Genomic DNA, 23,277 nt, shown 5'->3' on the forward strand with positions numbered 1-23,277 from the left:
TTGTTTCAGAGCCCGCCCCCCTAAAGCTACCCCCGATTATAGCGGAGGCGAACCCGGTTATCACTGCCATTGTATCATCAAAAAATTAACAAGTCAACTGAAACTGAGCATTCTGTCTAATTTGAGCGATAAAAACAAACGCCTGATTGTTCAAATTACTGCTTCCGCTCTTATTTGATGAAGCCGAACACGGTCAGCAGGATGATGATCATGAAGAAGGGAACCACGAAGACGGTCAGGAACTTTTCATAGGTGTTCACATGGCCGAACTTTCCGTCGTTGGTGGCCTCCTTCTCGTAGTTCTTAAAGCCCCATACTTTCGCGATGAAGATGCAGACGAGGATGCAGCCGATGGGCATTAGGAGGTAGGCTGTGAAGGTGTCCAGCCAGTCGTAGATGCCCAGGGTCTTGAAGCCGCCTGCATCGATCCAGGGAAGCTTCACACCGCTTAAGAGCCCAAAACCGAGGGAGGCGAAGATGTTGCCGATGCCGACGATGACAGCCGTCGTGACGGAGGCCTTCAGCCGTCCCATGTGCAGGTTATCCTCAAAGGTGCGCACAGAGATCTCGAAGAAGCTGAACAGCGAGGAGATCACGGCGAAGAGGATGGCCAGGAAGAAGCAGAAGCCGATGATCCGGCCGCCCGGCAGTTTCTCAAAGATGTCCGTCATGACATTGAACACAAGACTGGGGCCTGCGGACTCGATGTCCACGCCGCCGGAAAAGGCGGAGGGAACGATGACGAAGCCGGCCAGGATCGCGGCGGCCGTGTCAAAGACGGAGACCATGACTGCGTCGCTCTTCAGGTTGTTCTGCTTGGGGATGTTGGCGCCCAGGGTCACATAGAGGCCCCAGCCGATGCCCACGGAGAACAGCACCTGCGTCGCTGCCTGGGCGAAGGTGGTGAAACTGAACTTGCTGAAATCAGGAAGCAGGTAATACTTCACGCCCTCGATGGCGTTCTCATTTACAAAGAAGGCCCAGATGCCGCAGATGATGAGCAGGGCAAAGAGGAGCGGCAGCATGACCTTGGAGATCTTCTCCACAATGTTGGTGATGCCGAAATACAGAAGCACCGAGACGAACAGAAGGAGGATCATGGCCCAGACGATGGGCTCTACGGTCGAGGAGGTGAAGCTGTCGAAATAGGCCTGCTTGTCAGCGCCGAAGTCGCCGCCTGTGAGATACTGGAACGCGTACTTGGCGACCCAGCCGCCCACGACGACGTAGTACATGTTGATCATCAGGGTACAGATGTTGGCCATCCAGCCTGCAAAGCCCCACTTTTTGTTGATGCGCTGAAAAGCGCTGACCGTATCCTTGCCTGTATAGCGGCCGATGGCAGTCTCCATCTGTACCATGGGATGACCGATCAGAGCTACTACGATGATGTAGACCACAAGGAATACACCACCGCCCCCCTGGTAGGCAAGATAGGGGAATCTCCAGATGTTTCCAAGGCCGATCGCGGCGCCGGCGGCAACCATGAGGTAGCCAAATCGGGAGCCCCATTGACGAGTTTCCTGGTTTGTCTGATTACTCATAAAGATACTTCCTTTCTTTCGGGAGCCGGCTGTTTCCGCCTTCTGTGCCTCCCTTGATCGAGGGAGAAAATAAAAAAGCGGCACTCTCAGCATCTGCGAGAGCACCGTTACATCTCAATCCTCCCTTCTAGTATATGATGAAAGGAGGTGAGATGTCAATAAAAACATGAAAAAAGTTAATGCAGGCATTAGAATAACTAATGTTTTGCGCGCAAAAGATCAGTCATCCAGAAGAAAGCTTTTTGCGTATTCCAGAAAGATCCTGGAAGCAGGAGAGAGGTCATCGTAGGAAGAGTAGCCCAGCCCAAGCCGGCGGAAGGAGCGTGGCTCCAGCCTGCGTTTTACAAAGCTGCCGGTCTGCCCCCGCAGGAGGAGGCCGGGGAGGATGGTGATGCCCAGTCCGTGCTCCACCATGGAGAGGACAGAGAACTCGTTGATGGAGAGGAAGCGGATGTCCGGCTTGATGTGGAACACCTTCAGGATCCGGTAAATGTCGCTGCCCGGCGCATACTCTGTGGTGACAAAGGGAGCGCCTGTGAATTTCTCCATGGGGACAGCGCTGCAGTCCTCCAGGCTGTGTCCCTTGGGAAGAACGGCAAAAAGCTCGTCGTCCATGACCGGCAGGAACTGAAAATGATGCCCCTCCTGGTGGCTGAGGAATCCGATGTCCACCCGGCGTTCCTGGATCCAGTCCGGGAGGTCGTCCTCGGCGCCCTCTATGACCTTGAAGACGATATTCGGGTGGCTCTCCCTGAATTTCTGGATGATCTCCGGGATCCAGTGGATGGAGCAGCTTAAGTATGTGCCGATCGTGATGGTACCGGTGGGGGTGCCCTTCAGCGCGGATACCTCCTGGTGAACAACCTCGTCCGCGCTGAGGAGCGCCCGGACGGAGGGAATAAGGGACTGGGCCTCCGGGGTCAGGACGGCGCCCTTCTTTCCTTTTATAAAAAGTGAAAAACCGACCTCCTTCTCCAGGGCCTTCATCATCTGTGTGACGCCGGACTGGGTGTAGCCCAGAGCCTCGCCTGCCCGGGTAAAGCTGCCGTAGTCGTCAACAGCCAGCATAACTTTCCATCTTTTGATATCCATAACTTGCTTTCCTTCTATATATAATGTATTTTAATAGGGTGCCATGATAGTAAATGGTAGAGGATGAGAGGGAAAAAAACAAGTAAAATATCTGTATTAAGATGAATTATTAAAAAAATGTAAAAAACACTTGAAAACACAAGGCATTTCATATATAATAAAACGGCTGTGACATGATAGCTGTGAAGCGTGAGGTTGCTGCCCCGGCAAAGTCATAAGTGAGGGCGGGTTTTCCGTGGAGCGAATGTCAAGTTAGGAAACTGGCGACAAGTCACTGTACGAAACTATAACAGCCACTGAGATGTGGTAACAACGTGTGAGTTTCTCACGACACACACGGGAGAGTGTACAGTCACCGCTTGTCGTACTGAAGTCAAAAGTACGAAAAGGAGGCGACTTTTTTTATGGCAAGTCAAGTAATGAGAATCACACTCAAAGCGTATGATCATCAGCTTGTTGATGCATCCGCGAAAAAGATCATCGAAACTGTAAAGAAAAATGGAGCAAAGGTGAGCGGACCTGTACCGCTTCCGACAAAGAAGGAAGTAGTTACGATCCTGCGTGCTGTTCACAAGTACAAAGACTCCAGAGAACAGTTCGAGCAGAGAACTCACAAAAGACTGATTGATATCATCACACCGACACAGAAAACAGTAGACGCTCTGTCAAGACTGGAGATGCCGGCTGGTGTTTATATTGATATCAAAATGAAGAGCAAATAAGCTCTGCATCAATCACAAAAGCAGTATTCCTAAAATTTAGGATGAACACCAAAAGGTGTTCCGCTGTAAATCACAGGAGGTATTTATAATGAAGAAAGCTATCTTAGCTACAAAAGTCGGAATGACACAGATCTTCAACGAAGACGGCGTGCTGACACCTGTAACAGTTCTTCAGGCTGGTCCTTGTGTAGTAACACAGGTTAAGACAGTTGAGAATGACGGTTACGATGCAGTTCAGGTTGGATTTGTTGACAAGAAAGACAAGATCATCAACAAAGATAAAAGCGGCAAGAAAGAGATCGTTCACCGCCACGGCCTGACAAAGGCTGAGCAGGGACATTTCGCAAAAGCCGGTGTTTCTGGAAAGAGATACGTAAAAGAGTTCAGATTTGAGAACGCACAGGAGTATGCTCCGGCACAGGAGATCAAAGCTGATATCTTTGAGGTTGGCGATAAAGTAGACGCTACAGCAATCTCCAAAGGTAAAGGTTTCCAGGGCGCGATCAAGAGACACGGACAGCACAGAGGACCTATGGCTCATGGTTCCAAGTTCCACCGTCACGCAGGTTCCAACGGAGCTGCATCTGATCCGAGCAAGGTGTTCAAAGGCAAAAAGATGCCTGGACAGATGGGTAACAAGAAGATCACAATTCAGAATCTTGAGGTTGTGCGTGTAGACGCAGAGAACAACCTGCTGCTCATCAAGGGTTCTGTACCGGGACCGAAGAAATCTCTGGTAACTATTAAAGAAACAGTGAAAGCTGCTAACTAGTTTTTGCGAGGAAGGAGGAACACTTAAGATGGCAAACGTATCTGTTTACAATATCGAAGGTAAAGAAGTTGGTACGATCGACTTGAACGATGCTGTATTCGGTGTGGAAGTAAACGACCACCTGGTACACATGGCAGTTGTAAGCCAGCTTGCAAATAATCGTCAGGGAACACAGAAAGCGAAGACTCGCTCAGAGGTTTCCGGCGGCGGAAGAAAACCGTGGAGGCAGAAGGGAACAGGTCACGCAAGACAGGGTTCAACAAGAGCTCCCCAGTGGACAGGCGGCGGCGTAGTATTCGCACCGGTTCCGAGAGATTACTCTTTCAAAATGAACAGAAAAGAGAAGAGAGCTGCTCTCAAGTCTGCACTTTCTGCTAAGGTTGCGGAGAACAAGTTCATCGTTATCGATGAGATCGCATTTGCAGATCACAAGACAAAGAACTTTGCAAATGTTCTGAAGAACCTGGATGTGAAGAAAGCATTAGTCGTATTAGAAGACGGAAATACAAACGCTGAGATTTCTGCAAAGAATATCGCTGATGTAAAGACCACAAAGACAAATACAATTAATGTGTACGACATCTTAAAATACAACACAGTGATCACAACAAAAGCTGCTGTTGCTAGTATCGAGGAGGTGTACGCATAATGGCTGATATCAAATATTATGATGTAATCCTTAAACCAGTAGTGACTGAGAAGAGTATGGAGCTGATGGGCGAGAAGAAATATACATTCCTCGTACACACAGAGGCTACAAAATCTCAGATCAAAGAGGCCGTTGAGAAGATGTTCGCCGGAACAAAAGTTAAGAGCGTGAACACCATGAACAACGAAGGAAAGAGAAGAAGAGTGCGCGGAACCATGCAGTTCGGCAAGACAGCAAAGACAAAGAAAGCTGTCGTTCAGCTGACAGAGGAGAGCGCTGACATCGAGATCTTCGAGGGGTTATAAGACTTGCTGAAGGCGAGCGATAGCGAAGGCTGAAGCTTAGTCGGGCCCCGTTCGCGAAACTTGGCGATGCATTGAGCACTTGGCGAGGTTCTTGCGAGCCTAGTGCGAAAGCAGATACTCCGAGCAAAGCGAGGATGTATCTACTATGTGAGCCTAGTTGAGCGAACCTGTAAATCCATTGCGGATAACTCCAATGGATCCACAGCGATAAGCAGCGTGACCTCGGGACCTGCGGTCCCTCAGTCGCGTTACACGCTCAGCTAATTGCCCATAAGCCTGTTTACGCAAGCGTAACAGTCTTCCGTGCAATTACCCTCACTCTGCTTATCGCGCATATACGGTGCAATTCCGTGACACAAATAATTAGCATTGAAAGGAGAAGCAATCATGGGAATTAAAACCTATAACCCATATACGCCTTCCAGAAGACAGATGACTGGATCTGATTTCGCTGAAATCACAAAGACGACTCCAGAGAAATCTCTGCTTGCTTCCAAGAGCAGCCAGGCAGGACGTAATAATCAGGGAAAGATTACAGTAAGACACCGCGGAGGCGGAGCTAAGAGAAAATACAGGATCATCGATTTCAAGAGAAGAAAAGATGGTATCCAGGCTACAGTAGTTGGTATTGAGTACGATCCGAACAGATCTGCAAACATCGCGCTGATCTGCTACGAGGATGGTGAGAAAGCATACATCCTGGCACCCCAGGGACTGACAGATGGCATGAAAGTCATGAACGGACCTGAGGCTGAGGTAAGAGTAGGAAACTGCCTGCCGCTTTCACGCATCCCGGTTGGTACACAGATCCACAACATTGAGCTTTACCCGGGCAAGGGCGGACAGCTTGTTCGTTCCGCTGGAAACAGCGCCCAGTTAATGGCTAAAGAAGGAAAATATGCAACCCTCAGACTTCCATCTGGTGAAATGAGAATGGTTCCGATCGAGTGCCGCGCATCTATCGGTGTGGTAGGAAACGGAGATCACAACCTGATCAACATCGGTAAAGCGGGACGTAAACGCTACATGGGCTTCCGCCCGACAGTACGCGGTTCTGTTATGAACCCGAATGACCATCCGCACGGTGGTGGTGAAGGTAAGACCGGTATCGGCCGTCCGGGTCCGTGTACACCCTGGGGCAAACCGGCTCTTGGTCTTAAGACCCGCAAGAAGAATAAACATTCTAACAAGCTGATCGTAAGAAGACGTGACGGTAAAGGAATCAAATAAATAGTTTCACAAGGAGGTAGAACTAATGGCTCGTTCACTTAAAAAAGGACCATTCGCAGACGCAAGCCTGCTTAAAAAGATCGATGCAATGAACGCATCCGGAGAGAAGTCCGTTATCAAGACATGGTCTCGCCGTTCTACGATCTTCCCGAGCATGGTAGGACACACGATCGCCGTTCATGACGGAAGAAAACATGTGCCGGTATATGTGACGGAAGATATGGTTGGACACAAACTCGGTGAGTTCGTAGCAACCAGAACATACAGAGGACATGGAAAAGACGAAAAGAAATCAAGAGTGAGATAAATAAGGCTAATTTGAAAGGAGGGTTCATCCATGGCAAAAGGACATAGATCCCAGATCAAGAGAGAGAGAAATGCTAACAAGGACACAAGACCTTCAGCAAAGTTATCCTATGCTAGGGTTTCTGTTCAGAAAGCATGCTTCGTACTGGACGCCATCAGAGGTAAGGATGTAACAACAGCACTTGGAATTTTAACTTACAATCCAAGATATGCTTCAAGTATTATAAAGAAACTGTTAGAGTCAGCAATCGCAAATGCTGAGAACAACAATGGTATGAATGCTGAGAACCTTTATATTGCAGAGGCTTATGCAAATAAGGGACCAACAATGAAGAGAATCAGACCTAGAGCACAGGGCAGGGCTTACAGGATCGAGAAGAGAATGAGCCACATCACACTTGTGCTTGATGAAAGATAAGGAGGGTATTATGGGACAGAAAGTTAATCCTCATGGTTTAAGAGTCGGCATTATCAAAGATTGGGACTCCAGATGGTACGCAGAGAAAGATTTCGCTGACAATCTTGTAGAGGACCATGAAATCAGAACATTTCTGAAGAAGAGATTATACAGCGCAGGCATTTCCAGAATCGAGATCGAGAGAGCATCTGACCGCGTGAAGATCATTGTCTACACAGCAAAACCGGGCGTAGTTATCGGTAAGGGCGGCTCCGAGATCGAGAAAGTGAAAGGCGAGCTTGCAAAATATACAGACAAGAAACTGGTTGTAGACATCAAAGAAGTGAAGAGACCGGATAAAGACGCGCAGCTGGTAGCTGAGAACATCGCCCAGCAGCTTGAGAACCGTATCTCCTTCAGACGTGCGATGAAGTCCTGTATGTCCAGGACAATGAAGGCTGGCGCTCTTGGAGTTAAGACTTCCGTATCAGGACGTCTTGGCGGAGCAGATATGGCCCGTACAGAGTTCTACAGCGAGGGAACAATCCCTCTTCAGACACTGAGAGCAGACATTGACTACGGATTTGCCGAGGCAGACACAACTTACGGAAAAGTTGGCGTAAAAGTTTGGGTCTACAAAGGCGAGGTTCTTCCGGAAAAGGCAGCAAAGGAAGGGAGCGATAAATAATGTTAATGCCAAAAAGAGTAAAACGTCGTAAACAGTTCCGTGGCTCCATGAAAGGAAAAGCGCTTCGTGGAAACACGCTTTCATATGGTGAATATGGTATCGTTGCAACAGAGCCCTGCTGGATCAAATCAAACCAGATCGAGGCTGCCCGTATCGCTATGACACGTTACATCAAGCGTGGCGGTAAAGTATGGATCAAGATATTCCCAGATAAACCAGTAACTACAAAACCAGCTGAAACACGTATGGGTTCCGGTAAAGGTACCCTGGAATACTGGGTGGCAGTTGTAAAACCGGGACGCGTAATGTTCGAGATCGCAGGCGTACCTGAGGAAGTGGCAAGAGAAGCTCTTCGCCTGGCAACACACAAGTTACCTTGTAAATGTAAAGTCGTTTCTCGCGCAGACTTAGAAGGCGGTGATAACAGTGAAAATTAATGCATTTGTAGAAGATTTAAGAACAAAATCAGCTGCAGAGCTGAACGAAGAATTAGTAGCTGCTAAAAAGGAACTTTTCAACTTACGGTTCCAGAACGCAACAAACCAGCTGGACAACACCAGCAGAATCAAAGAAGTTAGAAAGAACATCGCAAGGATCCAGACTGTGATCACAGAAAAGAGCAATGCCTAGCTTTTTGAGTAAAACGCAGAGAAAGGAGTAACACCGTGGAAAGAAATCTTAGAAAGACACGTGTTGGTAAAGTAGTCAGCAACAAGATGGACAAGACGATCGTAGTTGCTGTTGAAGACAATGTAAAACATCCACTTTACGGAAAAATCGTAAAGAGAACTTATAAGCTGAAAGCCCACGATGAAGCAAACGAGTGCAGCATCGGCGATAAGGTAAAAGTTATGGAGACAAGGCCGCTGTCCAAGGATAAGAGATGGAGACTTGTCGAGATCATGGAAAAAGTGAAATAGTATAAGGAGGGAAACCTGCATGATACAGCAAGAAAGCAGACTGAAAGTAGCAGACAATACAGGTGCGAAAGAGTTACTCTGCATCCGTGTGCTTGGCGGTTCCACAAGAAGATATGCGAGCATCGGCGATGTGATCGTTGCTTCCGTTAAAGATGCAACACCAGGCGGCGTTGTAAAAAAAGGCGATGTAGTTAAGGCTGTAGTTGTACGTACTGTAAAAGGTACTCGCCGTAAAGATGGTTCCTACATCCGTTTCGACGAGAACGCTGCTGTAATTATTAAAGAAGACAAAAACCCAAGAGGAACCCGTATCTTCGGGCCCGTTGCAAGGGAGCTTCGTGACAAACAGTTTATGAAGATCGTTTCCCTGGCTCCGGAAGTACTTTAAGGAGGTGCGAGAATAAGATGTCAACTATGAAGATCAAAAAGGGCGATATGGTTAAGGTCATTGCTGGAAAAGACAAAGACAAAGAAGGCAAAGTTATCGCTGTTAATCAGAAAGACGGTACAGTTCTCGTTGAGGGTATCAACATGCTGACAAAACACACAAAACCGAGTGTTTCCAATCAGAATGGCGGTATCGTTCATCAGGAAGGACCTATTGATATTTCTAACGTAATGTACATCCACAAAGGAAAAGCTACAAGAGTAGGGTTCAAGATGGATGGCGACAAGAAAGTCCGCGTTGCAAAGTCAACAGGCGAAGTAATCGATTAATTGTTGAGGAAGGAGGTCCAGTGCTTTGAGCAGACTGAAAGAACAGTACCAGAACGAGATCATCGACGCGATGAACAAAAAGTTTGGTTATAAAAATATCATGGAAGTGCCGAAGCTCGACAAGGTTGTTATTAACATGGGCGTAGGCGAGGCAAAAGACAATCACAAAGTTTTAGAGTCAGCGGTTGCTGACCTGGAGAAGATCACAGGACAGAAAGCAGTGATCTGCAAGGCCAAGAAATCTGTGGCAAACTTCAAGATCAGAGAGGGTATGCCGATCGGATGCAAGGTTACTTTAAGAGGAGAGAAGATGTATGAGTTCGTTGACCGTCTCATCAATCTTGCCCTTCCCCGTGTACGTGACTTCAGAGGTGTAAACCCGAACGCGTTTGACGGAAGAGGTAACTACGCTCTCGGTATCAAAGAGCAGCTCATCTTCCCGGAGATCGAGTACGATAAGGTTGACAAAGTGAGAGGTATGGACATCATCTTTGTAACCACTGCAAAGACAGACGAAGAGGCTCGCGAGCTGTTAAAACAGTTCAACATGCCGTTTACAAAATAAGGAGGTAAATTATGGCTAAGACAGCAATGAAAATCAAACAGCAGCGCAAGCAGAAATTCTCCACAAGAGAATACAACCGCTGCAGGATCTGCGGTCGTCCGCACGCATATTTGAGAAAATATGGTATCTGCCGTGTTTGCTTCCGCGAACTGGCATACAAAGGACAGATCCCGGGTGTGAAAAAGGCAAGTTGGTAAAGGAGGAAGCAATCCATGACTATGAGTGATCCTATTGCAGATATGCTTACAAGAATCCGTAATGCAAACACTGCAAAACACGATACAGTAGATATCCCCGCATCCAAGATGAAGGTCGCTATTGCAGACATCTTATATAATGAGGGATATATTGCAAAATACGAGATCGTAGAGGACGGCGCGTTCAGCACGATCCGTGTGACATTAAAATATGGCGCAGATAAGAACGAGAAAGTCATCTCCGGACTGAAGAGAATCTCCAAGCCGGGTCTGCGTGTATACGCCAGCAGCGAGGAGCTTCCCAAGGTTCTCGGTGGACTGGGAACAGCGATCATCTCCACAAACCAGGGCGTGATCACTGACAGAGAAGCAAGAAAACTGGGCGTAGGCGGAGAAGTTCTGGCTTTCGTTTGGTAGGCACTGAACACTTGGTGAAAGCAAGCCGTAAGGCGCAGCTTGAACCTAGTGAGAAGGCCGTTCTTGGAGCTTAGTGAGGGCGAGCGGTAAGCGAAGACCGAACTTAGCGAGAAGAACATCCTTATATAAAAATAAATGAGCATGCGGGGAAGAGGACACACTACGGCCACTAGGCTCGTGAGGGACCTCGCCAAGTGGGCCGAGTGCGCTTTCGCACTAAGCTCGTAAAAAACCTCGCTAAGTGCTCAATGTGACTGAAAACAGAGCAGGCTAAAGCATCTGCTCCGAAAATTTAAGTTAAGGAGGACATGGTATGTCACGTATAGGAAGACTGCCAATTACAATCCCGGCAGGCGTAACTGTTGAGATTGCAGAGAATAACAAAGTGACCGTTAAAGGTCCTAAGGGAACTCTTGAGAAAGAGCTTCCGGTTGAAATGGAAATCAAGCAGGAGGGAGATCAGATCGTTGTCACAAGACCGAACGACCTGAAGAAGATGAAATCCCTTCACGGCCTGACAAGAACACTGATCAACAACATGGTTGTTGGTGTTACTGAAGGATACAAGAAAGTCCTGGAAGTAAACGGTGTTGGTTACAGGGCTGCAAAAGCCGGAAATAAGCTGACACTCAGCTTAGGATACTCTCATCCGGTAGAAATGACCGATCCGGAAGGCGTTGAGACTGTTGTGGAAGGCCAGAACAAGATCACTGTCCAGGGAATTGACAAAGAGAAAGTTGGCCAGTATGCGGCTGAGATCAGAGACAAGAGAAGACCGGAGCCATACAAGGGCAAAGGTATCAAGTATGCTGATGAAGTTATCAGACGTAAAGTTGGTAAGACTGGTAAGAAATAAATAAGGAGAGTGTGAAAATGGTTAGCAAGAAATCAAGAACAGAAGTACGTGTTAAAAAGCACAGAAAGTTACGTAACCGTTTAAGCGGTACACCTGAATGCCCACGTTTAGCCGTATTCAGAAGCAATAATCATATGTATGCACAGATTATTGATGATGTGGCAGGGAACACTCTGGTTGCAGCTTCCACTCTTCAGAAAGATGTGAAAGCAAACCTTGAGAAGACCAATAATGTTGAAGCAGCAGCAGCTCTGGGAAAAGTGATCGCAGAGAAGGCTCTGGAGAAGGGCATCAAGGAAGTCGTATTCGACAGAGGCGGATTTGTATATCACGGAAAGATCCAGGCACTTGCAGACGCAGCTCGTGAAGCTGGACTGGAATTCTAGGAAGGGAGAACACACATGAAACAGGAACGTATTGATGCTAGTCAGTTAGAATTAAATGAAAAAGTAGTGTCAATTAAGCGTGTAACCAAGGTTGTTAAGGGTGGCCGCAACATGAGATTTACTGCTCTTGTAGTTGTAGGCGATGGTAACGGCCATGTGGGCGCAGGCTTAGGAAAGGCAACTGAGATCCCGGAAGCGATCCGCAAAGGAAAAGAAGATGCAGCAAAGAAACTGATCAAAGTGGCACTGGACGAGAACGGAAGTATCACACATGATCAGATCGGTAAATTCGGAAGCGCATCCGTGCTTCTGAAGACAGCTCCGGACGGTACCGGAGTGATCGCCGGAGGTCCGGCGCGTGCTGTCATCGAGATGGCAGGAATCAAGAACATCCGTACAAAATCTCTCGGCTCCAACAACAAGCAGAATGTTGTGCTTGCTACGATCGAGGGATTAAAGGAAGTAAAGACACCTGAAGAGGTATCAAAGCTTCGCGGTAAATCCATTGAGGAAATCTTAGGCTAAGGAGGCAGATAAAAATGGCAGATTTAAAGATTACTTTAGTAAAATCTACGATCGGTGCTGTGCCGAAGCATAAGAAAACAGTAGAAGCTTTAGGACTGAAAAAGACTGGAAAGACAGTTGTTTTACCGGACAATGCAGCTACAAGAGGCATGGTAAAACAGGTGCAGCATTTAGTAAAGGTAGAAGAAGTTTAGACTATCAAGAAGTAAGGAGGTGTCATAATGGACTTATCAAATTTAAGACCTGCTGACGGGGCAAAACAGAGCAACAACTTCAGAAGAGGACGTGGACATGGCTCCGGAAACGGCAAGACTGCAGGAAAGGGACACAAGGGACAGAAGGCCCGTTCAGGCGGCACAAGACCAGGTTTTGAAGGTGGACAGATGCCATTATATAGAAGAATACCGAAAAGAGGTTTCACAAACAGAAACAGCAAGACAATTGTTGGTATCAATGTGAGCGCTCTCGAAGTATTTGAAAACGATGCAGTTGTGTCTGTAGATACACTGATCGAGAAGGGCATTGTAAAAAATCCTAAGGACGGCGTAAAGATCCTTGGAAACGGTGAACTGACAAAGAAACTTACAGTTCAGGCAAATGCATTCAGCGCAGGTGCAGCTGCTAAAATAGAGGCTCTTGGTGGAAAAGCAGAGGTGATCTAATGTTTCAGACAGTGAGAAGGGCATTTCAGATTGCGGATATTAGAAAAAAGATCCTGTATACGCTCATGATGCTGATTGTGATCAGGATTGGATCTGAGCTGCCCACACCTGGTGTGGATCCGGATTTTATCCAGGACTTCTTTGCACAGAACACTGGTGAGGCGTTTAACTTTTTTAACGCCATCACCGGTGGTTCCTTTGAACAGATGTCCGTACTTGCTCTGAGCATCACACCATACATTACATCATCCATCATTATGCAGCTTCTGACCATTGCGATTCCGAAACTGGAGGAGATGCATAAGGATGGGGAAGACGGACGAAAGAAGATCGCGGCTATTACCCGTTATCTGACGGTCGTCCTGGCACTGATCCAGTCAACAGCTATGGCAGTTGGATTTGGACGTCAGGGACTTCTCAAAGAGTTCAACTTTGTCAATGCAGCTATCGTTGTACTGACATTGACAGCCGGAAGTGCTTTCCTTATGTGGGTCGGTGAGAGGATCACAGAAAAGGGTGTCGGAAACGGTATCTCCATTGTGCTGGTGATCAATATTATCTCCCGTATCCCCAGCGACATGGCTACTCTTTATGAGCAGTTTGTGAAAGGGAAGAGTCTAGCATCAGGCGGTTTGGCAGCGCTGATCATCCTTGCGATCATTCTGGCGCTTGTCGTTTTCGTTATTTTCCTGCAGGATGGACAGAGAAGGATTGCTGTGCAGTATTCCCAGAAAATGCAGGGACGCAGAATGTTTGGTGGACAGTCCACATACATTCCGCTCCGTGTGAATACTGCAGGTGTGATCCCGATCATCTTCGCATCCTCACTGATGCAGACGCCGATCCTGATCGCGACCTTCCTTGGAAAAGGCGATGGGGATGGCATTGGAAGTGAGATCCTCCGCGGGCTGAACCAGTCAAACTGGTGTAATCTGCAGCAGCTCCAGTATTCATGGGGCCTGGTGGTATATATCATCCTGACCGTGTTTTTTGCTTATTTCTATACATCCATTACCTTTAATCCAATGGAGATCGCAAATAACATGAAGAAGAGCGGTGGATTTATTCCCGGTATCCGTCCGGGAAAACCAACAGTTGAATATCTCACGAAGATCTTAAATTACATCATCTTTATCGGCGCATGTGGACTGATTCTTGTGCAGATCGTGCCTATTTTCTTTAACGGATGGCTGGGAGCAAATGTTTCCTTTGGCGGCACATCTCTGATCATCATTGTCAGTGTTATACTGGAGACGATCAAACAGATCGAGTCACAGATGCTGGTACGCAATTATAAAGGATTTTTAAATAGTTAAGCCCTTGCGTGGGCTGTGTCCAAAGTGATCTGCCAGGGTGCATTTTGTGCATCGCTGGCGCTCACGCCGGGCATGTTTCAGTTTTAAACTCGCGGAAAATTTTTCGCGGGTTAAAATGCTATAAGGAGGAAGTGACATATGAAAATTATTATGTTAGGTGCACCTGGAGCTGGAAAAGGAACCCAGGCAAAAAAGATCGCTGCAAAATATGAGATCCCTCACATTTCCACCGGTGATATTTTCAGGGCAAATATCAAGAACGGCACAGAGCTTGGCAAAAAGGCAAAGACATACATGGATCAGGGACTTCTGGTTCCAGATGAGCTGGTTGTGGATCTGGTTGTAGACCGTGTGAACCAGGATGACTGCAAGAACGGCTATGTTCTGGACGGCTTCCCGAGAACGATCCCCCAGGCAGAGGCTCTCACAGAGGCTCTGGCAAAGATGGGACAGAAGATGGATTACGCTATCGATGTGAATGTGCCGGACGAGAATATCGTTCGCCGTATGGGCGGAAGAAGAGCCTGCGTTGGCTGCGGCGCTACATACCATGTAGAGTATGCCCCCACAAAGAAGGAAGGGATCTGTGATGTGTGCGGCGCAGAGCTGATCTTAAGAGACGATGACAAGCCGGAGACCGTGCAGAAGAGACTGAATGTGTACCATGAGCAGACTCAGCCGTTGATCGACTATTACACAGAGGCAGGCATTCTGAAGACGGTGGATGGAACAGTAGATATCGACGATGTATTCCAGGCAATTGTGGACATTTTAGGAGCGTAAGAGCATGCCGATTACGATAAAATCACCCAGAGAGATCGAGCTTATGACGGAAGCGGGCAGGATCCTTGAGGCTGTCCACAATGAACTGGCAAAAGAGCTTCGTCCGGGAATGAGTACCCTGGAGATAGATAAGATCGGGGAGGAGCTGATACGCAGCCATGGCTGCGTGCCCTCCTTCCTGAACTACAACGGATATCCGGCCTCCATCTGCGTCTCTGTGAACGAGGAAGTGGTTCACGGCATACCCAGCCCCCACCGCTTCATCCGAGAGGGAGACATCGTGAGTCTGGACGCCGGAGTCATCTACAAAGGCTACCACTCCGATGCCGCCAGGACATACGGCATCGGGCATATCAGCGAGGATGCGCAGAGACTGATCGATGTGACAAGGGAATGCTTTTTTGAAGGTATAAAGTACGCAAAAGAAGGCAATCATCTATTTGATATATCGTCTGCCATCGGCAGATATGCCAGCGAGAGGGGCTACGGTGTAGTGAAAGACCTGTGCGGCCACGGGATCGGCACAAATCTTCACGAATCGCCGGAGATACCCAACTACGAGCAGGGAAGGAAAGGGGTTCTCCTCAAAGAGGGCATGACCCTGGCTATTGAGCCCATGATCAATGCGGGAACATGGGAGGTGGAGTGGCTGGACGATGACTGGACCGTTGTCACAAAGGACCATTCCCTGTCTGCCCATTACGAGAACACTGTGCTGATCACAAAAGGGGAGCCGGTGCTGCTGTCCCTGTCAGGTTATGGAGAGAGGAAAAAGGATGGACAGATATAAGGCAGGAATGCTGGCCAGATCACTGGCGGGACATGACACAGGAAAAATGTATGTTATAATGGAAAGTGACAGTGCATATGTTTATCTGGCAGATGGAATGCTCCGCTCAGTAGACCGGCCGAAAAGGAAGAAAAAGAAGCATGTACAGCCTGTCTGTACCAGGTATGAGGCGGCCCCGCTGGACGATGTGGCCGTAAAAAGGATACTGAAAAACTACTTGAACCAGGAAAAAGGAAAACAGGAGGATTAAGGAGACATGTCAAAAGCTGACGTTATCGAAATCGAAGGAACCGTAGTAGAGAAACTGCCAAACGCAATGTTCCAGGTAGAACTGGAGAACGGACACCAGGTGCTGGCTCATATCAGCGGAAAGCTGCGTATGAATTTTATCAAGATCCTGCCGGGAGACAAAGTGACACTGGAGCTGTCACCCTATGACCTCTCAAAGGGAAGGATCATCTGGAGAGACAAATAAAAGCTGTAAAATTATCTTAGAAACAACCGGAAAATCTATTGACTTTGCTTGAACGGTAGTGCTATACTATATAGGCGCGTTTCCCGGGGATTTTTATGCCTTGTTACGGGATTTCCGGTAAAAGCGCCTTGGAACCAAGCAGGCAGTGGATGAAAGGAGGATTTGACGTGAAGGTTAGATCATCAGTAAAACCAATTTGCGAGAAATGCAAAGTAATCAAGAGAAAAGGAAGCATTCGCATTATCTGCGAGAACCCAAAGCATAAACAGCGTCAGGGTTAATTTGGGCGGCTGATAGTATGACACGCCAGGGTGTGTGTGCAGTGTTCGTACTATTTAATATACATGAAACACCGAGAGAGTGTGGATGTTCCACAGGGGTTTCTAGTATATTGCTTACAATACCGGCGGTCATTAGCCGATGAGGAGTCGGCTGCCGGAAAGGGCGTGAATACCGACACGCCTGGGCTGGGATATCGGAGCGCGGGAGAAATGTCCTTGAGATATGTGCTCTGGTAGGGAACAGGAGAGGATCCAGTACCCGCAGCCTCAATTTAGGACAATATTAAACAACAAAGATCAATGGAGGAAAATCACATGGCTCGTATTGCAGGTGTAGACTTACCAAGAGACAAACGTGTAGAAATCGGACTGACCTATATTTACGGTATCGGAAGACCGAGCGCAACACGTATTCTGAAAGAAGCAGGAGTAGATCCTGACATCCGCTGCAGAGATCTGACAGATGAGGATGTAAAGAAGATCAGCGCAGTGATCGACGAGACACAGGTTGTAGAAGGTGATCTGAGAAGAGAGATCGCGCTGAACATCAAGAGATTACAGGAGATCGGATGCTACAGAGGTATCCGTCATAGAAAAGGACTCCCGGTTCGTGGACAGAAGACAAAGACAAACGCAAGAACAAGAAAAGGTCCTAAGAGAACAGTTGCTAATAAAAAGAAGTAGAGCACTTAGCGAAAGCAAGCTGACAAGCGCGGCTTGAGGTTAGTGCGAACTTCGTTCTTCGGAACTTAATGAAGGCAAGCCGGAAGGCGCAGCCTGAATTTAGTCTCGAAGAACTACCTTATAAAAGTCAAACAACGCAAATTTCAAGAAAGTAGGTTAGTTTAAATGGCAAAGAAAGTTACAAAGAAAGTGACAAAGAAACGTGTCAAGAAAAACGTTGAACACGGACAAGCACATATCCAGTCATCTTTTAACAATACAATCGTAACATTAACAGATGCACAGGGAAATGCTCTGTCATGGGCAAGTGCTGGTGGTCTGGGATTTAGAGGTTCAAGGAAATCTACTCCGTATGCAGCACAGATGGCAGCTGAGACTGCAGCAAAAGCAGCTCTGGTACACGGCTTAAAGACAGTAGATGTTATGGTAAAAGGACCTGGTTCAGGAAGAGAGGCAGCAATCCGTGCCCTTCAGGCATGTGGAATTGACGTTACAAGCATCAGAGACGTAACACCGGTTCCCCACAACGGATGCCGTCCGCCGAAACGCAGAAGAGTCTAGTCTTCGGATTGTGTTTCAGGTTTAATAGAAGAGATATTAACAATAGAAACAATGAATTGGATTTCATATCCCTAGAAATCAGGAGGAAAACGAAAACATGGCAGTAAACAGAGTTCCGGTTCTTAAAAGATGCCGTTCACTTGGCATGGACCCAGTCTATTTAGGAATTGATAAAAAGTCTAACAGACAGTTAAAAAGATCAAACAGAAAGATGAGTGAGTACGGACTGCAGCTCCGCGAGAAGCAGAAAGCAAAATTCATCTACGGCGTTCTTGAGAAACCTTTCAGAAACTACTATAAGAAGGCAAAACAGCAGAAGGGTATGACAGGTACAAACCTGATGGTTCTTCTGGAGTCCAGACTTGACAATGTAGTGTTCCGCATGGGGCTTGCAAGAACACGCCGTGAGGCAAGACAGATCGTAGATCACAAGCATGTACTGGTTAACGGTAAGCAGGTAAACATTCCTTCTTATCTTGTTAAAGCAGGCGATGTGATCGAGATCAAAGAGAAATGCAAAGGTTCCCAGAGATACAAAGATATCATCGAGGTTACAGGCGGCCGTCTTGTACCTGCATGGATCGATGTTGACCATGAGGCTCTTAAGGGAACTGTAAAAGAACTTCCGACGCGCGATGAGATTGACGTTCCTGTAGACGAGATGCTGATCGTCGAGTTGTATTCTAAATAATTAATTTAGAAAAGTATTAACCCTCAGTAAATTATCAGCCCATAAGGAGGGACTATATAGTGTTTGATTTTAATAAACCAAATATTGAAATTACAGAAATGTCAGAAGATAAGAGATATGGAAGATTTGTAGTAGAACCTCTTGAGAGAGGTTACGGTACAACGCTTGGAAATTCTCTTAGAAGGATCATGCTCTCCTCTCTTCCCGGAGCTGCTATCAGCCAGGTGAAGATCGATGGTGTGCTGCATGAATTCAGTTCTATCCCGGGTGTGAAGGAAGATGTGACAGAGATTATCATGAATTTGAAGTCCCTGGCTATAAAGAATACATCTGAGACAGATGAACCAAAGACAGCCTACATTGAATTTGAAGGTGAAGGTGTCGTAACTGGTGCTGATATACAGGCGGACTCAGACATTGAGATCATGAATCCGGAGACTGTCATCGCTACGTTAAATGGCGGCGCGGACAGCAAACTTTACATGGAACTGACTATCACAAAGGGCAGAGGATATGTAAGTTCAGATAAGAACAAGAATGAGGATCTTCCTATTGCGGTTATTCCTATTGACTCTATCTACACACCTGTAGAGAGAGTAAACCTTACGGTTGAGAATACCCGTGTGGGACAGATCACAGACTTTGATAAACTGACACTTGATGTGTGGACAAATGGCACACTTCATCCGGACGAGGCAGTCAGCCTTGCCGCAAAGGTTCTCAGCGAGCATCTGAAGCTGTTCATCGATCTCTCTGAAGTGGCACAGGCCGCTGAAGTTATGATCGAGAAAGAAGACGATGAGAAGGAGAAAGTTCTTGAGATGAGCATCGATGAACTTGAACTTTCCGTGCGCTCCTACAACTGTCTGAAGCGCGCAGGCATCAACACAGTGGAAGAGCTGACAAACCGCACCCCCGAGGACATGATGAAGGTCCGCAACCTGGGACGCAAATCCCTGGAAGAAGTGCTGGCAAAATTAAAAGAACTCGGCTTAGAGCTGAGCCAGGGCGAGGAGTAAGCCGTCAGTAAGCCCAAAGATGCATGGCGGCGGCATTTGGCTAGTAAGCCCGAAGATGCATAACCAGATGTTAAATATTGGAGGATAAGAAAAATGGCAAAATATAGAAAACTCGGCAGAACATCAAGCCAGAGAAAAGCATTACTGAGAAACCAGGTAACAGCTCTCTTAAACAACGGAAAGATCAGAACAACTGAGGCAAAGGCTAAAGAGATCCGCAAGATCGCAGAAGGTCTGATCGCTCTGGCAGTAAAAGAGAAGGATAACTTTGAGGAAGTTACTGTTATGGCTAAAGTTGCCCGCAAGGACAAAGATGGCAAGAGAGTGAAAGAAGTTGTAGACGGAAAGAAAGTTACAGTATATGACGAAGTAGAGAAGAAGATCAAGAAGGATATGCCTTCCAGACTTCATGCAAGACGTCAGATGCTGAAAGTTCTGTGCCCTGTAACTGAGGTTCCGAAGACAGCAGCTGGAAGAAAGAAAAACACAAAAGAGATCGATATGGTAGCAAAATTATTCGATGAGATCGCACCGAAGTATGCAGACCGCAATGGTGGTTACACAAGAATCATCAAGATCGGTCAGCGTAAAGGTGACGCTGCCATGGAAGTTCTTATCGAGCTTGTATAAGAGTTTCCTGCATATCAGAGAGAAATCTATATATATGAGGTAAAGGCGGACAGCAGAAATGCTGTCCGTTTTTTTGATTATCAAAACATGTTATTATTGTGTCAAAGTATGTGAAAGAGATAACTATTGACAGTTAATTAATTGTTAAATAATATACTTTTCAAAATAATAGTTACAAATCAAGAAAAATATGATAGAATATGCTCACTTAAAAATTCAAAAGAAAAATTTGCAAAGGAGGTTGGCTGGAAAAAAGAATAATTAGAGAGAAGATAAAAATAAATATTTGTTAAAAAAATATCAAAAAGTTATTGACAAATATTTAACAATCAAGTATACTTAACCCAGGTTGAAGAAAAACAACGAAAAACTATTTACGGAGGAAACCAAAATGGCGAAAAAGAAAGAAGAAGCGGTGGTACCAACATTTATTGACAGCGTGGAAGCTCTCGAAGCAAAGATGAAGGCAATGAGAGAGGCCCAGAAAGTATTCGCAACCTACACACAGGAGCAGGTAGACAAGATCTTCTTTGAGGCAGCTATGGCGGCCAACAAGATGCGTATCCCTCTCGCAAAGATGGCAGTGGAGGAGACAGGGCGAGGCCTTGTAGAGGACAAGGTCATCAAGAACCATTACGCGGCTGAGTATACATACAACGCATACAAGCATACAAAGACCTGCGGCGTGTTTGAGGAAGACAAGGCTTACGGCATCAAGAAGATTGCTGAGCCTGTAGGACTGGTAGCGGCCGTTATTCCGACTACAAACCCGACTTCTACAGCAATCTTTAAGACACTGATTTGTCTGAAGACAAGAAACGCGATCATCATCAGCCCGCATCCGGCTGCAAAGAAATGTACGATCGAGGCTGCAAAGGTTGTTCTGGATGCCGCTGTAAAGGCAGGAGCACCTGAGGGAATCATCGGATGGATCGATGCTCCTTCACTGGAACTGACCACAACAGTTATGAAAGACTCTGACCTGATCCTCGCGACGGGCGGCCCCGGAATGGTTAAATCAGCGTACTCCTCCGGGAAACCTGCCGTAGGTGTTGGACCTGGAAATACACCTGTTATCATTGACGATACAGCAGATATCAAGAACGCAGTTAACTCCATCATCCATTCCAAGACATTCGACAATGGTATGATCTGTGCATCCGAGCAGTCTGTGACCGTTCTGGAGAGCGTTTACGAGGAAGTGAAGAAGGAGTTCGCTTACCGCGGATGCTACTTCCTGAAACCAGGCGAGGAGCTTGACAAGGTGCGCAAGACCATCATCATCGACGGCAAGCTGAACAACAAGATCCCCGGAATGTCAGCCGTGAAGATCGCAGAGATGGCTGGAGTGAAAGTTCCTGCAAATACAAAGATTCTGATCGGCGAGGTTGAGTCTGTAGACATCTCCGAAGAGTTTGCACATGAGAAACTGTCACCTGTACTTGCCATGTACAAGGCAAAGACATTTGACGAGGCGCTCGAGAAAGCTGAGAAGCTGGTTGCTGACGGCGGATATGGACATACATCAGCTCTCTACATCGATCCTTCTGAGACAGAGAAGATAGCAAAACACTCAGCAGCGATGAAGACCTGCCGTATCCTTATCAACACACCTTCCTCTCAGGGTGGAATCGGTGATCTTTACAACTTCAAACTTGCACCTTCCCTTACTCTTGGATGCGGTTCCTGGGGCGGAAACTCCGTATCAGAGAACGTAGGAGTAAAACATCTGATCAACATTAAGACAGTAGCCGAGAGGAGAGAGAATATGCTTTGGTTCAGAACACCAGAAAAGATTTACTTTAAGAAAGGCTGCATGCCGGTTGCTCTGGATGAGCTGGGAACAGTTATGCACAAGAAGAAAGCATTTATCGTAACAGACTCCTTCCTGTATCAGAACGGCTACGTGAAACCGATCGAGGAGAAGCTGGACCAGATGGGTATTAAGCATACATGCTTCTACGAGGTTGCTCCGGACCCGACTCTGCAGTGCGCACAGAAAGGTGTAGAGCAGATGAGAGCATTCGAGCCTGACACGATCATCGCACTGGGTGGCGGCTCAGCAATGGATGCCGGAAAGATCATGTGGGTAATGTACGAGCATCCGGAAGCAGATTTCGCAGATATGGCTATGGATTTCATGGATATCCGTAAGAGAGTATTTACCTTCCCGAAGATGGGCGAGAAAGCTTATTTTGTAGCAATCCCAACATCTTCCGGTACAGGTTCTGAGGTGACACCTTTCGCCATCATCACAGATGCTACGACAGGCGTAAAATGGCCTATCGCTGACTACGAGCTGCTGCCAGACATGGCAATCGTAGACGTGGACAATATGATGACTCAGCCTAAGGGACTGACAAGCGCATCCGGTATCGACGTTATGACACACGCTATCGAGTCCTTCGTATCCATCATGGCTACTGACTTTACAAAGGGTCTTTCCATGAAAGCGGTGAAGATGGTATTTGAAAATCTGCCATCTGCATATGAGAACGGTGCAAAAGATCCTAAGGCACGTGAGATCATGGGCAACGCCTCCTGCATGGCTGGTATGGCCTTCGCAAACGCGTTCCTTGGACTGAACCATTCCATGGCTCACAAGCTGGGTGCATTCCATCACCTGCCGCACGGTATTGCAAACGCAGTGCTCCTGACAGAGATTATGCGGTACAATGCAGAAGAGGTTCCGACAAGAATGGGAACATTCTCACAGTATCAGTATCCGCATGCACTGGCAGACTATGCAGAGCTTGGACGCTATGCTGGATGCAAGGGCAACACAGACAAGGAAGTATTTGAGAATTTCATAGCAAAACTGGAAGAACTGAAAGAGAAGATCGGTATCAAGAAATCGATCAAGGAATATGGCATCGACGAGAAGTACTTCCTGGATACTCTGGATGAGATGACAGAGCAGGCCTTCAATGATCAGTGTACAGGCGCTAACCCAAGATATCCGCTGATGAAGGAAATGAAAGAAATCTATCTCAAATGCTATTACGGCAAATAGTTTTTCTCATAAGTTTTTCTCACAAAGAGAAGGGGCTGTCGGGAAATAGATAGTCCAAATCAGGGGCAGATGTGACTCGCATGA

At 47.0% G+C, this 23,277-nt stretch carries 35 protein-coding genes; 33 read left to right on the forward strand and 2 right to left on the reverse strand.

All coding sequences use genetic code 11. The annotated features are described in order from the left end of the window. Window positions 1–170: 170 nt before the first annotated feature. Window positions 171–1,544 (reverse strand): sodium-dependent transporter, encoded by a 1,374-nt coding sequence (locus Q5911_RS05480; protein ID WP_087174287.1) that lies wholly within the window; start codon window positions 1,542–1,544, stop codon window positions 171–173. Window positions 1,545–1,763: 219 nt separating this feature from the next. After that, window positions 1,764–2,636: a LysR family transcriptional regulator gene (locus Q5911_RS05485; RefSeq protein ID WP_303181560.1), complete on the reverse strand. Its 873-nt coding sequence runs from the start codon at window positions 2,634–2,636 to the stop codon at window positions 1,764–1,766. 404 nt (window positions 2,637–3,040) lie between these two features. Between Q5911_RS05485 and rpsJ the strand changes: the two genes are divergently transcribed. The 33 genes from rpsJ (at window position 3,041) to adhE (ending at window position 23,193) form a co-directional block, all read left to right on the forward strand. Then, window positions 3,041–3,358, forward strand: coding sequence for a 30S ribosomal protein S10 (rpsJ, locus tag Q5911_RS05490; RefSeq protein ID WP_076780546.1), 318 nt, complete (start codon window positions 3,041–3,043; stop codon window positions 3,356–3,358). An 88-nt stretch (window positions 3,359–3,446) separates the two neighbouring features. Further along, window positions 3,447–4,130: a 50S ribosomal protein L3 gene (gene rplC / locus Q5911_RS05495; protein WP_076780547.1), complete on the forward strand. Its 684-nt coding sequence runs from the start codon at window positions 3,447–3,449 to the stop codon at window positions 4,128–4,130. 28 nt (window positions 4,131–4,158) lie between these two features. After that, window positions 4,159–4,779: a 50S ribosomal protein L4 gene (gene rplD, locus Q5911_RS05500; RefSeq protein WP_076780549.1), complete on the forward strand. Its 621-nt coding sequence runs from the start codon at window positions 4,159–4,161 to the stop codon at window positions 4,777–4,779. Next, window positions 4,779–5,084 carry a 50S ribosomal protein L23 gene (gene rplW, locus Q5911_RS05505; RefSeq protein ID WP_076780551.1) on the forward strand — a complete coding sequence of 102 codons (306 nt, stop codon included), beginning with the start codon at window positions 4,779–4,781 and terminating at the stop codon, window positions 5,082–5,084. Before rplD ends, rplW begins: the two co-directional genes overlap by 1 nt. A 387-nt stretch (window positions 5,085–5,471) precedes the next feature. Then, window positions 5,472–6,314, forward strand: coding sequence for a 50S ribosomal protein L2 (gene rplB / locus Q5911_RS05510; protein ID WP_076780553.1), 843 nt, complete (start codon window positions 5,472–5,474; stop codon window positions 6,312–6,314). Between the two features lie 25 nt (window positions 6,315–6,339). Then, complete coding sequence (gene rpsS / locus Q5911_RS05515) at window positions 6,340–6,621, forward strand: 30S ribosomal protein S19 (protein ID WP_076780555.1); 282 nt, start codon at window positions 6,340–6,342, stop codon at window positions 6,619–6,621. 30 nt (window positions 6,622–6,651) lie between these two features. Beyond that, window positions 6,652–7,038, forward strand: coding sequence for a 50S ribosomal protein L22 (gene rplV, locus Q5911_RS05520; protein WP_076780556.1), 387 nt, complete (start codon window positions 6,652–6,654; stop codon window positions 7,036–7,038). A gap of 10 nt (window positions 7,039–7,048) precedes the next feature. Then, window positions 7,049–7,705 (forward strand): 30S ribosomal protein S3, encoded by a 657-nt coding sequence (rpsC, locus tag Q5911_RS05525; protein ID WP_076780558.1) that lies wholly within the window; start codon window positions 7,049–7,051, stop codon window positions 7,703–7,705. Next, the gene (gene rplP, locus Q5911_RS05530) at window positions 7,705–8,142 is read left to right on the forward strand and encodes a 50S ribosomal protein L16 (protein ID WP_033124779.1); all 438 of its coding nucleotides are present in this window, start codon (window positions 7,705–7,707) and stop codon (window positions 8,140–8,142) included. The genes rpsC and rplP overlap by 1 nt, the downstream gene beginning before the upstream one ends. Next, on the forward strand, window positions 8,132–8,335 hold the full coding sequence (rpmC, locus tag Q5911_RS05535) for a 50S ribosomal protein L29 (protein ID WP_076780560.1): 204 nt from the start codon (window positions 8,132–8,134) through the stop codon (window positions 8,333–8,335). The genes rplP and rpmC overlap by 11 nt, the downstream gene beginning before the upstream one ends. A 35-nt stretch (window positions 8,336–8,370) precedes the next feature. Continuing rightward, entirely contained in the window at window positions 8,371–8,625 is a 255-nt protein-coding gene (gene rpsQ, locus Q5911_RS05540; protein WP_076780562.1) for a 30S ribosomal protein S17, read from the forward strand. 19 nt (window positions 8,626–8,644) lie between these two features. Further along, window positions 8,645–9,013, forward strand: coding sequence for a 50S ribosomal protein L14 (rplN, locus tag Q5911_RS05545; protein ID WP_033124782.1), 369 nt, complete (start codon window positions 8,645–8,647; stop codon window positions 9,011–9,013). Window positions 9,014–9,030: 17 nt separating this feature from the next. Continuing rightward, window positions 9,031–9,342 (forward strand): 50S ribosomal protein L24, encoded by a 312-nt coding sequence (rplX, locus tag Q5911_RS05550; protein WP_033124783.1) that lies wholly within the window; start codon window positions 9,031–9,033, stop codon window positions 9,340–9,342. A gap of 25 nt (window positions 9,343–9,367) precedes the next feature. Further along, a complete protein-coding gene (gene rplE / locus Q5911_RS05555) occupies window positions 9,368–9,907 on the forward strand; it encodes a 50S ribosomal protein L5 (protein ID WP_076780563.1) in 540 nt (179 codons plus the stop codon). 11 nt (window positions 9,908–9,918) lie between these two features. Further along, a complete protein-coding gene (locus Q5911_RS05560; RefSeq protein WP_016220062.1) occupies window positions 9,919–10,104 on the forward strand; it encodes a type Z 30S ribosomal protein S14 in 186 nt (61 codons plus the stop codon). A 15-nt stretch (window positions 10,105–10,119) separates the two neighbouring features. Continuing rightward, window positions 10,120–10,521: a 30S ribosomal protein S8 gene (gene rpsH / locus Q5911_RS05565; RefSeq protein WP_226394381.1), complete on the forward strand. Its 402-nt coding sequence runs from the start codon at window positions 10,120–10,122 to the stop codon at window positions 10,519–10,521. Window positions 10,522–10,834: 313 nt separating this feature from the next. Then, complete coding sequence (gene rplF, locus Q5911_RS05570; RefSeq protein ID WP_076780567.1) at window positions 10,835–11,377, forward strand: 50S ribosomal protein L6; 543 nt, start codon at window positions 10,835–10,837, stop codon at window positions 11,375–11,377. 17 nt (window positions 11,378–11,394) lie between these two features. Continuing rightward, a complete protein-coding gene (rplR, locus tag Q5911_RS05575; RefSeq protein WP_033124787.1) occupies window positions 11,395–11,763 on the forward strand; it encodes a 50S ribosomal protein L18 in 369 nt (122 codons plus the stop codon). Between the two features lie 15 nt (window positions 11,764–11,778). Beyond that, window positions 11,779–12,288 (forward strand): 30S ribosomal protein S5, encoded by a 510-nt coding sequence (gene rpsE / locus Q5911_RS05580; protein ID WP_076780568.1) that lies wholly within the window; start codon window positions 11,779–11,781, stop codon window positions 12,286–12,288. A 14-nt stretch (window positions 12,289–12,302) separates the two neighbouring features. Then, window positions 12,303–12,482: a 50S ribosomal protein L30 gene (rpmD, locus tag Q5911_RS05585; protein ID WP_076780570.1), complete on the forward strand. Its 180-nt coding sequence runs from the start codon at window positions 12,303–12,305 to the stop codon at window positions 12,480–12,482. Window positions 12,483–12,509: 27 nt separating this feature from the next. Next, complete coding sequence (rplO, locus tag Q5911_RS05590; RefSeq protein ID WP_076780571.1) at window positions 12,510–12,950, forward strand: 50S ribosomal protein L15; 441 nt, start codon at window positions 12,510–12,512, stop codon at window positions 12,948–12,950. After that, window positions 12,950–14,266, forward strand: coding sequence for a preprotein translocase subunit SecY (secY, locus tag Q5911_RS05595; RefSeq protein ID WP_303181579.1), 1,317 nt, complete (start codon window positions 12,950–12,952; stop codon window positions 14,264–14,266). The genes rplO and secY overlap by 1 nt, the downstream gene beginning before the upstream one ends. 138 nt (window positions 14,267–14,404) lie before the next feature. Further along, on the forward strand, window positions 14,405–15,049 hold the full coding sequence (locus Q5911_RS05600) for an adenylate kinase (RefSeq protein ID WP_076780575.1): 645 nt from the start codon (window positions 14,405–14,407) through the stop codon (window positions 15,047–15,049). A 4-nt stretch (window positions 15,050–15,053) separates the two neighbouring features. Continuing rightward, complete coding sequence (gene map / locus Q5911_RS05605) at window positions 15,054–15,839, forward strand: type I methionyl aminopeptidase (protein WP_303181580.1); 786 nt, start codon at window positions 15,054–15,056, stop codon at window positions 15,837–15,839. Beyond that, the gene (locus Q5911_RS05610) at window positions 15,826–16,089 is read left to right on the forward strand and encodes a KOW domain-containing RNA-binding protein (RefSeq protein WP_076780579.1); all 264 of its coding nucleotides are present in this window, start codon (window positions 15,826–15,828) and stop codon (window positions 16,087–16,089) included. The genes map and Q5911_RS05610 overlap by 14 nt, the downstream gene beginning before the upstream one ends. Before the next feature lie 6 nt (window positions 16,090–16,095). Beyond that, a complete protein-coding gene (gene infA, locus Q5911_RS05615) occupies window positions 16,096–16,314 on the forward strand; it encodes a translation initiation factor IF-1 (RefSeq protein ID WP_004607275.1) in 219 nt (72 codons plus the stop codon). 167 nt (window positions 16,315–16,481) lie between these two features. Then, window positions 16,482–16,595, forward strand: coding sequence for a 50S ribosomal protein L36 (gene rpmJ, locus Q5911_RS05620; RefSeq protein ID WP_003022746.1), 114 nt, complete (start codon window positions 16,482–16,484; stop codon window positions 16,593–16,595). Window positions 16,596–16,910: 315 nt separating this feature from the next. After that, window positions 16,911–17,279 (forward strand): 30S ribosomal protein S13, encoded by a 369-nt coding sequence (gene rpsM, locus Q5911_RS05625; protein ID WP_303181584.1) that lies wholly within the window; start codon window positions 16,911–16,913, stop codon window positions 17,277–17,279. A 165-nt stretch (window positions 17,280–17,444) separates the two neighbouring features. Beyond that, the gene (rpsK, locus tag Q5911_RS05630) at window positions 17,445–17,840 is read left to right on the forward strand and encodes a 30S ribosomal protein S11 (protein ID WP_033124796.1); all 396 of its coding nucleotides are present in this window, start codon (window positions 17,445–17,447) and stop codon (window positions 17,838–17,840) included. Between the two features lie 97 nt (window positions 17,841–17,937). Then, entirely contained in the window at window positions 17,938–18,531 is a 594-nt protein-coding gene (gene rpsD / locus Q5911_RS05635) for a 30S ribosomal protein S4 (RefSeq protein ID WP_076780583.1), read from the forward strand. Between the two features lie 59 nt (window positions 18,532–18,590). Further along, window positions 18,591–19,550, forward strand: a complete 960-nt coding sequence (locus Q5911_RS05640) for a DNA-directed RNA polymerase subunit alpha (protein WP_033124798.1) — start codon at window positions 18,591–18,593, stop codon at window positions 19,548–19,550. Between the two features lie 93 nt (window positions 19,551–19,643). After that, the gene (locus Q5911_RS05645; protein WP_076780585.1) at window positions 19,644–20,180 is read left to right on the forward strand and encodes a bL17 family ribosomal protein; all 537 of its coding nucleotides are present in this window, start codon (window positions 19,644–19,646) and stop codon (window positions 20,178–20,180) included. A 391-nt stretch (window positions 20,181–20,571) separates the two neighbouring features. Beyond that, the gene (gene adhE / locus Q5911_RS05650; protein WP_303181588.1) at window positions 20,572–23,193 is read left to right on the forward strand and encodes a bifunctional acetaldehyde-CoA/alcohol dehydrogenase; all 2,622 of its coding nucleotides are present in this window, start codon (window positions 20,572–20,574) and stop codon (window positions 23,191–23,193) included. Window positions 23,194–23,277 lie beyond the last annotated feature (84 nt).

The organism is Lachnoclostridium phocaeense (assembly GCF_959599685.1).
Classification (GTDB): Bacteria; Bacillota; Clostridia; order Lachnospirales; family Lachnospiraceae; genus Claveliimonas; species Claveliimonas monacensis.